Source organism: Methylosinus sp. RM1 (genome assembly GCF_011378635.1).
GTDB lineage: Bacteria > Pseudomonadota > Alphaproteobacteria > Rhizobiales > Beijerinckiaceae > Methylosinus > Methylosinus sporium.
Map to the genome: position 1 here is coordinate 171,051 of NZ_WOVC01000005.1, position 12,140 is coordinate 183,190.

At 67.0% G+C, this 12,140-nt stretch carries 11 protein-coding genes; 5 read left to right on the forward strand and 6 right to left on the reverse strand.

Annotated features, from left to right (window positions below):
- Window positions 1–94 precede the first annotated feature (94 nt).
- Both FMZ75_RS05210 and FMZ75_RS05215 read left to right on the forward strand, forming a co-directional pair.
- Window positions 95–1,348: a YjgN family protein gene (locus FMZ75_RS05210; protein ID WP_166141573.1), complete on the forward strand. Its 1,254-nt coding sequence runs from the start codon at window positions 95–97 to the stop codon at window positions 1,346–1,348.
- A 1-nt stretch (window position 1,349) separates the two neighbouring features.
- Entirely contained in the window at window positions 1,350–2,465 is a 1,116-nt protein-coding gene (locus tag FMZ75_RS05215) for a M48 family metallopeptidase (RefSeq protein ID WP_166141574.1), read from the forward strand.
- Here the strand turns inward: FMZ75_RS05215 and FMZ75_RS05220 are convergent.
- The gene (locus tag FMZ75_RS05220) at window positions 2,443–3,228 is read right to left on the reverse strand and encodes a DUF72 domain-containing protein (protein WP_166141575.1); all 786 of its coding nucleotides are present in this window, start codon (window positions 3,226–3,228) and stop codon (window positions 2,443–2,445) included. The genes FMZ75_RS05215 and FMZ75_RS05220 overlap by 23 nt on opposite strands.
- 43 nt (window positions 3,229–3,271) lie before the next feature.
- Window positions 3,272–4,426 carry a GNAT family N-acetyltransferase gene (locus FMZ75_RS05225; RefSeq protein WP_246728774.1) on the reverse strand — a complete coding sequence of 385 codons (1,155 nt, stop codon included), beginning with the start codon at window positions 4,424–4,426 and terminating at the stop codon, window positions 3,272–3,274.
- Window positions 4,427–4,860: 434 nt separating this feature from the next.
- On the opposite strand from FMZ75_RS05225, the gene dxs reads away from it, so the two are divergent.
- Complete coding sequence (gene dxs, locus FMZ75_RS05230) at window positions 4,861–6,792, forward strand: 1-deoxy-D-xylulose-5-phosphate synthase (RefSeq protein WP_166141577.1); 1,932 nt, start codon at window positions 4,861–4,863, stop codon at window positions 6,790–6,792.
- A 203-nt stretch (window positions 6,793–6,995) separates the two neighbouring features.
- Here the strand turns inward: dxs and FMZ75_RS05235 are convergent, their stop codons facing one another.
- Window positions 6,996–7,469, reverse strand: coding sequence for a hypothetical protein (locus FMZ75_RS05235; RefSeq protein WP_108916200.1), 474 nt, complete (start codon window positions 7,467–7,469; stop codon window positions 6,996–6,998).
- Window positions 7,470–7,627: 158 nt separating this feature from the next.
- Here FMZ75_RS05235 and FMZ75_RS05240 point away from each other — a divergent pair, with 158 nt between their 5' ends.
- Window positions 7,628–8,803 (forward strand): lytic murein transglycosylase, encoded by a 1,176-nt coding sequence (locus FMZ75_RS05240; protein WP_166141578.1) that lies wholly within the window; start codon window positions 7,628–7,630, stop codon window positions 8,801–8,803.
- A gap of 4 nt (window positions 8,804–8,807) precedes the next feature.
- Here the strand turns inward: FMZ75_RS05240 and FMZ75_RS05245 are convergent, their stop codons facing one another.
- Genes FMZ75_RS05245 through FMZ75_RS05255 form a run of 3 tightly spaced genes read right to left on the reverse strand, consistent with a single transcriptional unit; the run spans window position 8,808 to window position 11,096 of the window.
- On the reverse strand, window positions 8,808–9,440 hold the full coding sequence (locus FMZ75_RS05245) for an FMN-binding negative transcriptional regulator (protein WP_166141579.1): 633 nt from the start codon (window positions 9,438–9,440) through the stop codon (window positions 8,808–8,810).
- Between the two features lie 49 nt (window positions 9,441–9,489).
- A complete protein-coding gene (locus tag FMZ75_RS05250) occupies window positions 9,490–9,732 on the reverse strand; it encodes a hypothetical protein (protein WP_166141580.1) in 243 nt (80 codons plus the stop codon).
- A gap of 38 nt (window positions 9,733–9,770) precedes the next feature.
- Window positions 9,771–11,096: a dihydroorotase gene (locus FMZ75_RS05255; protein ID WP_166141581.1), complete on the reverse strand. Its 1,326-nt coding sequence runs from the start codon at window positions 11,094–11,096 to the stop codon at window positions 9,771–9,773.
- Between the two features lie 182 nt (window positions 11,097–11,278).
- Between FMZ75_RS05255 and FMZ75_RS05260 the strand changes: the two genes are divergently transcribed.
- Entirely contained in the window at window positions 11,279–12,121 is an 843-nt protein-coding gene (locus tag FMZ75_RS05260; RefSeq protein ID WP_142863567.1) for a folate-binding protein YgfZ, read from the forward strand.
- The last annotated feature ends 19 nt before the right edge of the window (window positions 12,122–12,140 follow it).

Here is a 12,140-nt window from a genome sequence, read left to right on the forward strand (position 1 = left end):
ACGCGCATTCGCCGCGATCGAAGCTTGCCGCCGTCGGTTCCGACTTGTACTGTAGTATGGTTGCAGCACGAAACAATTGCGAAAGGCGGTTCGCATGAGCGACGTTCTCCTCGCGGCGGAAGTCTCCGCCGCCGACAAGCCCACGCCCATTCTCTTCACCGGCGACAATGGCGAATTTCGTCGGCTGGTCACGCGCGGCGCGCTGCTGGAGCTGGTGACGGCCGGCTTCTATCGCTTCTGGCTCGCCACCCATATGCGCCGCTATCTCTGGTCGAGCACGGTCATCGGCGGCGACGCGCTCGAATATGTCGGCACGGCGCGCGAGCTTTTGTTCGGCTTCTTCTTCGCGCTGGTCATTCTCGCGCCCGCCTATATCGCCTATCTCGTCGTCGGCCTCGAGGCCGAGCGAGCCAAAGCCTTCGCCTCTCTGCCGCTCGGCCTGTTCTTCGCCGCCTTCGGCCAATTCGCCATTTATCGCGCGCGGCGCTATCGGCTCAACCGCTCGAGCTGGCGCGGACTGCGCTTCGGCATGAGCGGCTCCGGCCTCGGCTATATGCTGCGCGCCCTGGGCTGGGGCGCGCTGATCGCCGTGACGCTCGGCCTCGCTCTGCCCTGGGCCGAGGCGGCGCTCGAGCGCTACAAGATGCGCAACACTTATTATGGCGCGCTGGAGGGCGACTTCGTCGGCCGCGGCGGCGATTTCTTCAAGCGCGGATGGTGGATATGGGCGCTCTCGCTAGCCTATCCGATTCTCCTCTACCTCCTCGCCCGCTCGTCCCAGCACGCCGGCGCGCCAGCGGGCGATGGGAGCGGCCGCACAATGGTGAACGACGCCAATGCGACGGGGCTGCTCGTCACCCTCGGCGTCATCGTCGCTTTTCTGCTGTATCCTTCGCTCTACGCCGCCTTCAAAGGCGCGCAATGGCGCTGGTGGCTCGGCGGGCTGCGCCTCGGCGGAATTCGCCTCGAGAGCAAGCTCGAGACGACCAGGCTGCTGACCAATTACTACGCGCTGTTCGCCAGCGTCGTCGGTCTGACGCTCGTCGCAATCATTCTCGCGGTCGTGGCGGGCGGCGTCACCGGCTTCCAGGGCGGCGGCGCCCCGGGAGCGACGCCGCATATTCCCATGGGGACAATGACCGCGTGGATCGGCATCTATGTCGCGACATTTCTCGCGACCGGCGTGGCTTCGCGCATTTTCCTCATGCAGCGCGTCTGGAAGCTCGTCGCGAGCTCGGTCGTCGTCCACGGACTCGCGGAAGCGGAAGATGTCGCGACGCGGGCGAGCGTCGCGCCGAGCGCCATCGGCGAGGGTTTCGCCGATAGTCTCGACGTCGTCGGCTTCTGACATGAGCGCGGAGCCGCAGCCGGGCGCCCTAAACGACGACGGCGTGATATTTTTCGACGGCTGGAGCAGCCGCAAGCGACGTGTCGAGCTGCGCTTCGGCGCCATGCTGGAGATCGTCCAGAATGGCGCGACGCTCGCATCCTGGCCCTATGACGATATTCGCCGCATCGAGGCGCCGGGCTTCGCGCTGCGGCGCGAGACGGCGGCGGCGGGCGAGCTGGCGCGGCTCGAATTGCACGATCCGCGCCTCCACAATGAGATCATCGCCCGTTGCCGCTTTCTCGGCGGCAAGACGCGGCCCGGCGCAAATCGCGCGCTCCTCTATTGGTCGCTGGCCGCGACGGCGAGCGTCGTCGGCCTCGTCTGGTTCGGCATTCCCTTCGCCGCCGACCGCATCGCGCCGCTGGTTCCGCCCGCCTTCGAGCGGCGGCTCGGCGAGGCGGCCGAGGCGCAATTGCGCGCGATCTTCTCCGCCGAGCCTTGCCACGCCGAGAATGGCGCCGGCGCGCTGGCGCAATTGTCGGAGCGGCTGCAATCGCGCGCCGCGCTCGAGCAGCCGGCGCGCATAGAGATTCTGCGATCTTCGGTTCCCAATGCGCTCGCTCTGCCCGGCGGCAAGATCTATGTGTTCTCGGAACTGCTGAGCCGCGCGGAGACGCCGGACGAGGTCGCCGGCGTCGTGGCCCATGAGATCGGCCATCTGCGGCATCGCGACGCCATGCGCAAGCTCATCGCCACGGGCGGGACGTCCTATCTCATCGGCCTGCTGTTCGGCGATGTGACCGGCGCCGGCGCGCTGGTCTTCGCCAGCAAGACGTTGATCGGCGCCGCCTATTCGCGCGAGGCGGAGGCGCAGGCCGACTCCTTCGCCGCCGAGCTGATGGCGCGGCTCGGCCGTCCGGCGAAACCGCTCGGCGATCTGCTGACGCGCATCGCCGGCAAGGAGAACGGCGCCTTCGGCCTGCTGCACGATCATCCGCTGACGGCCGATCGGCTCGCGGCGCTCGCCGCCGCCGACAAATGCGAGAGCGGGCCGCCGCTGCTGGACGCCGAGAATTGGGCGGCGCTGAAGGCGATCTGCGAGAAGGTCGACGTCAAGCCAGAAGCCGCGCGATGAGCGCCTGCGCCGCGGCCGGCGCGCGCCGCTTGGCGCCGTCGATCATGAAGACGAAAACATCGCGCGCGCTCGTCTTCGCCGGCGCGGCGAGATGCGGGAGATCGGCGGGCGTTCCGCCCTTCTCCCATTCGCGCGCGCGCCGCGCCCATAAATCCATGTCTTTCGCCGCATAGCCGATCACGCGATCGTCGCGCGTGTGCTTCAGCCGCGCATAGACGAAATCGGCGGTGGCGTCGGCGATCGCAGGATCGTCGGCGGAATCGACGAAGACGGCGGCGATATTTTCCGCGCGCAGCAGAGCGATGAATTTCTCGTCGAGAAAAGACGGGTGGCGAACCTCGAGCGCATGGCGCAGGCGAAGCGCGCCGCGCTTTTTCGGCAAGAGCTTCAAAAAGGCTGCGATCTCCTCGGCGTGAAAGCGCCGATAGGGCGGCAGCTGCCAGAGGATGGGGCCGAGCTTGGCGGACAGCTCCGTCACGCCGCTCGCGAGAAAATGCTCGATCTTCTCGCCCGTCTCCGACAGGGCGCGGGCGTTGACGGCGGCGCGATGCGCCTTGACCGCGAAGACGAAATCATCGGGCGTCGCCTCGCGCCATTTGACGAAGCTCGCGCGCGATTGCGTGCGATAGAATGTGGCGTTGATCTCGATCGCCGTCACTTGGCGGCTGGCGAAAGCGAGCTCCTCGCCGGCGGGCAGATCTTGCGGATAGAAGAGCCCGCGCCAGGGCGCGAAGCTCCATCCCCCTATGCCGATGCGGATCATGTCCCGGCCTCCAGCCCGCGCGCGGACGAGCGGAGGCGCCCGCTCATCGCTTGCGGCTCAGCACGCGGTGATAGAGCGTCTTCGCCGCCTCGCGCAGACGCCGCCGCCAGACCTCCTTGGCGTGCGCCTCGGCGAATTGCGCGCCGCCGTCCGACTTCGCCTGCACCATCAGATCGCAGACGACGAGACGATCGGGCCAGCAGCGCTCGATCATATAGTGGCCGGGAATGGCGCAGGAATCGGTGAGCGAAATTTCCCGGCGCTCCGTCTGCGTCTCGGTGATGGCGTAGACGAGCTGCACGCCGGGCGCCTGGGCGCGCAGGCTCTCGTCATAGGCGATCTTCCAGAAATAGGAATGGTCGCCGCTCTCGATGACGACGCCCATGGCGATCGGCTTGCCGGCGAGCTCGAGGCTGTGGATGCGGATCTTGCCCTCGCGCGCCAGCAGCCGCGTCGCGCTGCGCACGAAAGTGGCGAGCGAGGGATGACCGAGCAGCGCGCCGCGCTCTGCCTTCCAGCCGCTGGCCTCGAGGGTGAGAAAATCCTCGGTCGCGCGCGGAATGTCGGCCGGCGTCGAATAGACGACGCGCTTCAATTCGCCGGCCTCCTCCAGGCGACGCCGACGACGGCGCATCTCGCTCAGCGCCTTGCGCGAGCTCATGCGCGTCCAGATTTCCTCGGGATCGCCGCCGCAGAGCAGCGCCGCGCGCTCATGCCGATCGAGCACGCGCCAATCGCGCCCGCTGGCGCGCGCGGCGCGGGTGAAGGCGGCGAAGACCGGTCCGCTCATCGGCGTCATGGGAATGAGCACGGCGCTCGCGCCCGAATGATCGCCCGCGAACCAGTCGAGAAGAGCGGCGGCCGCCTCCTCCGCGCATTCGCGATCGAGCAGCGGCGTCGCCAGCGCGGCCTGCTTGTGCAGCCAGCCGCGCGCCGTCGCCGCGCCGAGCGAGAAGCCGGGCGCGGCGATGGGAAACAGCGCGACCAGCCGGCGCGCGCCCTGCGCTCCGCCCTTCCAGACCGCGACGAAGAGCGGGCGCGATTTCGCCGGAAAATGTCGCGCCGCCGGAAGCGCGAAACCGGGCTCCAGAAATCCGTTGGGCTCGATGGCGCGCGACACGAGATCCGCCCAGTCGCGAACGAATTCGCTCATTCGCTCGACATCGAGCGCCTCCGTCTCCAGCGACCCGTTCGTCATGAGGCCTTCGCGGCGAGCCGCGCTCTGTTGGGACGCTCTCGCAGGGCCCGGAAGGCTACGCAGAAACGGCGTCCTATTGATCCAAATTGGCGCGGCGGCCATGATTCGCCCCTCGTCGCTCGTCAGTTTCGCCCAGGTCCGACGCCATTGCGAGACGAATCGCATCGACCTGCGGCGAGCCTTTCAAGAGCGAGGCCAGCGATGCCGCCGCTCTTCCCCCGCGGCCGGCTGTGGGAAATTTGTCACAGAATAGATAAATATTTGGGGATCAAGGGGATCGGGAGAGAGACCGCGCTGCTGCGCGGTTGCGCGCGCGCGCGCTCCCGTGCCAGAGTGACACTGCCGAGGTCCGGCATTTGCCGGATGTGGCGGACCCGCTATATGAGTTCACCTGCGGTCGAGTCCTTCGGCCCGTCCAGACCAGAGTAGGCGCTTTGACGATTTCGAAGACCCCCCTTCTCGACCGGATTGAAACACCGCAGGATCTGCGCAAGCTGCAGCCCGGCCAGCTCCGCCAGCTCGCCGACGAATTGCGCCGCGAGACGATCGACGCGGTTTCCGTCACCGGCGGGCATTTGGGCGCCGGGCTCGGCGTCGTCGAGCTGACCGTGGCGCTGCATTACGTCTTCGACACGCCGAACGACAAAATCGTCTGGGACGTCGGCCATCAGACCTATCCGCACAAGATTCTGACCGGCCGCCGCGACCGCATCCGCACGCTGCGCCAGGGCAAGGGACTCTCAGGCTTCACCAAGCGCGCCGAGAGCGAATATGACGCCTTCGGCGCCGGCCATTCCTCCACCTCCATCTCGGCCGGGCTCGGCATGGCGGTGGCGCGCGACCTCTCGGGCGGCTCCAATCACGTCGTCGCGGTGATCGGCGACAGCGCCATTTCGGCGGGCATGGCCTATGAGGCGATGAACAACGCCGGCGCGCTCGATTCGCGCCTCATCGTCATTCTCAACGACAATGACATGTCGATCGCGCCGCCGACCGGCGCCATGTCGGCCTATCTCGCCCGGCTCGTCTCCGGCGGAGCCTTCCGCACGCTGCGCGAGACGGCCAAGCAGCTCGCCCGCCATCTGCCGCATTTCCTCTATGAGAAAGCGCGCAAGGCGGAGGAATTCTCCCGCAGCTTCATCACCGGCGGCGGGACGATGTTCGAGGAGCTCGGCTTCTATTATGTCGGGCCGATCGACGGGCACAATCTCGAGCATCTGCTGCCCGTGCTGACCAATGTGCGCGACAAGGACGACGGCCCGGTGCTGGTCCATGTGGTGACACAAAAGGGCAAGGGCTATGGCCCGGCCGAGGCCGCGGCGGATCGCTATCACGGCGTCAATCGTTTCGACGTGCTGACCGGCGCCCAGGACAAGCCCAAGGCCAACGCCCCCTCCTACACCAGCGTCTTCGCCAAGACGCTGGTGGCCGAGGCCGAGCGCGACGACAAGATCGTCGCCATCACGGCGGCCATGCCGGCCGGCACCGGCCTCGATCTGTTCGAGAAGACCTTCCCGGACCGCATGTTCGACGTGGCGATCGCCGAGCAGCACGCCGTGACCTTCGCCGCGGGCCTTGCCTGCGAAGGCTATAAGCCCTTTTGCGCGCTCTATTCCACCTTCCTGCAGCGCGGCTACGACCAGCTGGTGCATGACGTCGCGATCCAGCATCTGCCGGTGCGCTTCGCCATCGACCGCGCCGGCCTCGTCGGCGCCGACGGCCCCACGCACGCCGGCGCTTTCGACATCGCCTATCTCGCCTGCCTGCCCGGCATGGTGATCATGTCGCCTTCGGACGAAGCCGAGCTCGTGCATATGGTGGCGACCTCCACCGCCTTCGACGAAGGCCCGATCGCCTTCCGTTTTCCGCGTGGCGAGGGCGTCGGCGTCGAGCTGCCCCAGCGCGGCGAGGTTCTGGAGATCGGCCGCGGCCGCGTGATCCGCGAAGGCTCGAAAGTGGCGATCCTCTCGCTCGGCACGCGGCTCGCCGATGCGCTGACGGCGGCCAAGGAGCTGACCGGCCGCGGCATTTCGACGACGGTGGCGGACGCCCGTTTCGCCAAGCCGATCGACCGCGATCTGCTGCTGCGCCTCGCCGCCAATCACGAGGTCCTCATCACGATAGAGGAAGGCTCGATCGGCGGCTTCGGCTCGCAGGCCTTCCAGATTCTATCGGAGCATGGCGCGCTGGACGGCGCGCGCGGGGCGTTCAAATTCCGCTCGATGATCCTGCCCGACCTCTATCTCGACCATGACAAGCCGGACGTCATGCTCGCCCGCGCCGGCCTCGACGCCCGCGCCATCGTGGCCAAGGTTCTGGAGGCGCTCGGCGACGAGCGCGGCGCCGCCCGCGCGCTGATCGCCTGACGGCGAGATTTCCTTCTCCCACTCGTGGGAGAAGATGGCCCTTGCGAAGCAAGGGTCGGATGAGGGTCCTTCAGGACGCTCGAAATCTCGATGACTTCCGTAAAGACGACGAGTCGCGTGTCCCTCCCGACGCGCCCTCATCCGACCCCGCTGCGCGGGGCCACCTTCTCCCGAAAACGGGAGAAGGAGAGTTCCGCACTTTTTTACTGCTTGTAGGTGACGCCGTCGGGGCCCTTCCAGCCGTCGCCGTCGGCGTAAAAGCGATATTCCTCGTCGAACAGCACCGTTTCGCCGGGGGCGACATATTGCTTGCCCTTGGGATCGCTGCCGCGCGGCGCGGTCACATAATGCTTGCTCGGCGAGCAGCCCTCGGGAAACTTGCCGGCGTCGTCGGGCTTGCATTCGAGATTGGCGCCCTCGGGAAATTGCACGGAAGCGTTGAAGAACAGCTCGAAGCCCTTCTCGCCGGTGGCGTGCATCTCCAGCCGCTCGGTCATCGTCTGCTTGAAGGAGAGCACTTTGGCGGGCTTGTCGAAGCGCTGCTTCAGCAAATTGTCGAAAATCTGTCGCGCATGGGCTTCGGTCGGATCGGGACAGCCGAACCAGCAGAAGGCGGCGGCGCGGTCGATGGTGAGGGGCGCGACGGCGAGCGTCAGCGCGAGCAGTCTCGGGAGCATGGGGTTCCTCTTTTGTCTGGTGTCGCGCCATTCGAGCGGGGGCGCCGCCCGTCTCCGCGCGGGCTTGGGCCTCAAAATAGCCGATCTTCGCGCCGAAATGAACCGAAACGGACGATCGCGGCAACGAAGCAGTAACCATAGGTTCCTAGCATCCGCTCATGAAGATCTCGCATAAGCTTCCGGCGGTCCTCGCCCTTCTCCTCTGCGCCGCGCCGGCGCGGGCCGATTTCGCCTCCTGCCTCGCCGGCCTGCGCCATGCCGCGGCCGGCGCGGGCGTCTCGCAGCGCGTCATCGACGGCGCCACCAATGGGCTCGAGCCCAATGACGCGCCGAGCTTCATGGACAAGCAGCCCGAGTTCAAGACGCCGATCTGGGACTATATCGCCGGCCTCGTCGATGAGGAGCGCGTCGAGGAAGGCCGCGCCATGATGCGGCGGCACGCCTCCGCCCTCCTTGCCGCCGAACAGCGTTACGGCGTCGATCCCGCCACTGTCGTCGCGGTCTGGGGCGTCGAATCGGATTTCGGCAAGAATTTCGGCAAGCGCAGCGTAGTGCAATCGCTGGCGACGCTCGTTTGCGAGGCGCCGCGCCGCAACGATTACTTCAAAGGCGAATTCATCGCCGCGCTGAGGATATTACAGAGCGGCGACATTGCGCCGGAGGAGTTCATGGGCTCCTGGGCCGGCGCCTTCGGCCATACGCAATTCATGCCCTCCACCTTCCTCTCCACCGCGGTCGATCTCGACGGCGACGGACGGCGCAATATCGCCAGCTCGGCGGCCGATTCGCTCGGCAGCACGGCGAATTTCCTGCGCAAGGCCGGCTGGCGGCCGGGCCTGCGCTGGGGCTTCGAGGTGAGCGTGCCTTCCGGCTATAGCGGCCCCTCGGGCCGCACGAGCCGGCAGCCCATGTCGGTGTGGGCGTCGCGCGGGATCACGCGGCTCGACGGCGGCGGATTGGGCGAAGGCCAGGCGGCGCTGCTGCTGCCCGCCGGCCGCAACGGCCCGGCCTTTCTGGCGACGCGCAACTTCGACGCCATCTATTCCTATAACGCCGCCGAATCTTACGCGCTGGCGATCGCCGTGCTGTCGGATCGGCTGCGCGGGCGTCCCGGAATTCAAGCGCCCTGGCCGACCGACGATCCCGGCCTCTCCCGCTCCGAACGCCGCGAGATGCAGGCGCTGCTCAATCGCCAGGGCTATGCCGTGGGCGACCCCGACGGCGTGATCGGAACCAAGACCAAAGAGGCCTTGGCCGACTTTCAGGGCCGCGCCGGGCTGAAGGCCGACGGCAGAGCCGGCAAAAAGACGCTGGACGCGCTGCGGGTGCGCTGAAGCCTCACGCCTTCGTGTCGAGCGCCGCCATCGCCTTCGCCATTCGCTCGGCGGTCTCACCGCCCTCCGCCTCGAGCCCGGCGATCACTCCCGCGCGATCGGCGGCGTTGCGATTCTGGCTGAGCTTGCGCTTCGCCTCTATGCGCGTGATCGACAGCTCTATGCCGACGATCGCTTTCGACATAGCGTCGATAAAATCATCCGGCGCATCATCGAGCGCCCAGGGCGCGGGCCGCGGGGATTCGTGGCGCGCTGTCAGATCGCGCAGCAAAGCGCGAATCCAATTCGCATCCTCGATCGCGCGCAGGCGGCCATAGACATGGACCGCCTCGTAATTCCAAGTGGGCACGACCTTTCCGGTCTCGCGCTTCGTCGCATACCAGGAGGGGGTCACATAATGATCGAGGCCGGTGAAGATCGCCAGCGCCTCGCTCGCGGAATCGAAATCCCGCCACAGTGGATTGGCGCGCGCGACATGGGCGCGCAGCACATTGGCCTCGGCGTCGAAGAGAAAGGGAAGGTGATCGGCGACGATCGCGCCGTTCACGATATGCGTGAGCGCTCCGAGCGGATGCGCGTCGATCAGCCCAGCGACCGTCTCGAAATCCTGCTCGTGGAAAAGATCGGGGAGATACATCGCGTCACGCCTGCGCCCATGCTGTCGGCTCGATGATCAGCGTCGGCGATCAGCGCATGAATTTGATCGCTGCGAAGATGAAGCCGCCGAGCGCGAGCTGAGTCACGACCAGCCAGCGGAGAATGTCCACCTTCACATCCGCGACGGCTGCCTTCAGGTCGCTTTTCGTCGTGAGCAGCGAGCCGTCGATTTCGCGCAACGCCTCGACTACGCCAGTCGCTTGCTCCTCGGAGAAGCCGCGTTTGCTCAATATCTGAGAAACCGCGAGAGTGTCGATGGTGAGCGCGCTCATGGCGTAAGATTAAGCGCACGTCGCCGTCAAATCAACGCTCACAACGCCTGCTGAAACCGTATCGGCGCGCCGCGCGAGGGCGAGACCAGCTCGCCCTCCCACATCACCCGCACGCCGCGAATGATCGCGCCGACGGGCCAGCCGGTGACCTCCATGCCGTCATAGGGCGTCCAGCCGCAGCGCGAGGCGATCCAGCTGTTGCGGATGGTCTCGCGGCGCTTCAGATCGACGATGGTCAGATCGGCGTCATAGCCTACGGCCACACGGCCTTTGCCGGCGAGGCCGAACAGCCGCGCCGGGCCGGCGCTGGTGAGGTCCACGAAGCGCTGCAAAGTGAGCCGGCCGGCGTTCACATGGTCCAGCATCGTCGGAACAAGCGTCTGCACGCCGGTCATGCCCGAAGGACTCTCGGGATAGGGCTTGGCCTTTTCCTCGAGCGTATGCGGCGCATGGTCGGAGCCGAGCACATCGACGATTCCCTGCGTCACGCCCCGCCAAATCCCCTCGCGATGGCGCGCGTCGCGCACCGGCGGATTCATCTGAACGAGCGTGCCGAGCCGCAGATAATCTCGCGCATCGAGCGTGAGATGATGCGGCGTCGCCTCGACGCTGGCGATATCCTTGTGACGGGCGAGAAATTCGATCTCCTCGGCCGTCGATATATGCAGCACATGCACCAGCGCGCCCTTCTCGCGGGCGATGCGCAGCAGCCGCTCGGTAGAGCGCAGCGCAGTGATCTCGTCGCGCCAGACCGGATGCGAGGTCGGATCGCCCGGAACGCGCAGCGGCTTACGCTCCTCCAGGCGATATTCGTCCTCGCTGTGGAAGGCGGCGCGACGGCGCGTCTTGAAGAGAATCTCGCCGACGCCGGCGTCATCGGCGACCAGCAGCGAGCCGGTGGACGAGCCCATGAAAACCTTTATCCCCGCCGCGCCGGGCAGGCGCTCGAGCTCGGGAATGTCCTTGGCGTTCTCATGCGTGCCGCCGACCCAAAAGGCGAAATCGCAATGGGCGCGGCCCGAGGCGCGCGCCACCTTGTCCGCGAGCTCGGCGGCGCCGGTGGTCAGCGGCTTGGTGTTGGGCATTTCGAAAACCGCTACGACGCCGCCGAGGACGGCGGCGCGCGTTCCGGTCTCCAAATCTTCCTTATGGGTCGGGCCGGGCTCGCGAAAATGCACCTGCGTGTCGATGACGCCCGGCAATATGTGAAGGCCCGCGCAATCGATCCGCTCGCCGGCCGAGGCTTGCGCAAGATCGCCGATCTCGGCGATCTTGCCGTCGCGCAGCCCGACGTCGCGCGGCGCGACGCCGTCCTGATTGACGAGCGTCCCGCCGGCGAGAATCATGTCGAAGGTCTTGGGCATGGCTGGCGCCTCGCTTGCAGGTGTCGCCCGGACTGTGGAGTTTCGACGCGAACGGGGCGTCGCCCTCTCGAGACGATCTAGCGCAGATTGGCGCGGGCCGGAACCCGCTCCGCGCTGGGAGCAGAGCCTGGCGGCGAAAACAGCCTGTCGGTTCGCCGACCTCATTTGGAGCACATCGGACAATGACCAGCGCCACACTTCTCTCGGATCGGGGCGTCGTCGAGGTCGCGGGCCCCGACGCCGCCAAATATCTGCACGGCATTCTGACGCAGAATGTGAAGACCATCGAGGCCGGCGAGCTGCGCTTTGCGGCGCTGCTCACACCGCAAGGCAAGATCATCGTCGACTTCTTCATCTTCGCCCGCGCCGGCGAGGAAGGGCTCGTGCTGCTGCTCGATTGCGCGTCCAATATGGCGGAGACGCTGCTCGACCGTCTGAAATTCTACAAGCTGCGCGCCGCCGTGACGATCACCGACCGCAGCGCCGATTACGCCAGCGTCGCCTTCCCGGAGGCGACCGCCAAGCCGGCGATCGACGCCATAGCGCTCAGCCCCGACCCCCGCGCGGAAAGCCTCGGCTGGCGCGGCCTCGTGACGCGCGAGATCGCCGGAACGCTCGCCACCGCGCCGCGCGACGCCTATGACGCCAAGCGCATCGCCGCCGCCGCGCCCGAGGGCGGCCTCGATTTCGTCTATGGCGACGCCTTCCCGCATGAGGCGAATATGGATCGCCTCGCCGGCGTCGATTTCAAGAAAGGCTGCTTCCTCGGCCAGGAGGTGGTCTCGCGCATGAAGCATCGCGGCCCGGTGCGAAAGCGCGTCGCGACTTTCCACGCCGAGGGCGCGGCCCCGGCGCCGGGCACGACGATCAAGGCCGGCGAGGTGGAGATCGGCGTCACCGGCTCGGCCGTGGGCGGCGAAGGTCTGGCGCTGATCCGTCTCGACCGGCTGGCCGACGCCAAGGCCGGCGGCTCCACGCCGCTCGCCAATGGCGTGCCGCTGGAATTCACTGTGGTGGAAGGCTGACCGGCGACAGGGGCGCATC

What these genes read in the sequence shown, in the direction of transcription:
- FMZ75_RS05210 (WP_166141573.1), top strand. Translation starts at nt 95, where the DNA reads ATGAGCGACGTTCTCCTCGCGGCGGAAGTCTCCGCCGCCGACAAGCCC.
- FMZ75_RS05215 (WP_166141574.1), top strand. Translation starts at nt 1,350, where the DNA reads ATGAGCGCGGAGCCGCAGCCGGGCGCCCTAAACGACGACGGCGTGATA.
- FMZ75_RS05220 (WP_166141575.1), bottom strand. Translation starts at nt 3,228, where the DNA reads ATGATCCGCATCGGCATAGGGGGATGGAGCTTCGCGCCCTGGCGCGGG.
- FMZ75_RS05225 (WP_246728774.1), bottom strand. Translation starts at nt 4,426, where the DNA reads ATGACGAACGGGTCGCTGGAGACGGAGGCGCTCGATGTCGAGCGAATG.
- FMZ75_RS05235 (WP_108916200.1), bottom strand. Translation starts at nt 7,469, where the DNA reads ATGCTCCCGAGACTGCTCGCGCTGACGCTCGCCGTCGCGCCCCTCACC.
- FMZ75_RS05240 (WP_166141578.1), top strand. Translation starts at nt 7,628, where the DNA reads ATGAAGATCTCGCATAAGCTTCCGGCGGTCCTCGCCCTTCTCCTCTGC.
- FMZ75_RS05245 (WP_166141579.1), bottom strand. Translation starts at nt 9,440, where the DNA reads ATGTATCTCCCCGATCTTTTCCACGAGCAGGATTTCGAGACGGTCGCT.
- FMZ75_RS05250 (WP_166141580.1), bottom strand. Translation starts at nt 9,732, where the DNA reads ATGAGCGCGCTCACCATCGACACTCTCGCGGTTTCTCAGATATTGAGC.
- FMZ75_RS05255 (WP_166141581.1), bottom strand. Translation starts at nt 11,096, where the DNA reads ATGCCCAAGACCTTCGACATGATTCTCGCCGGCGGGACGCTCGTCAAT.
- FMZ75_RS05260 (WP_142863567.1), top strand. Translation starts at nt 11,279, where the DNA reads ATGACCAGCGCCACACTTCTCTCGGATCGGGGCGTCGTCGAGGTCGCG.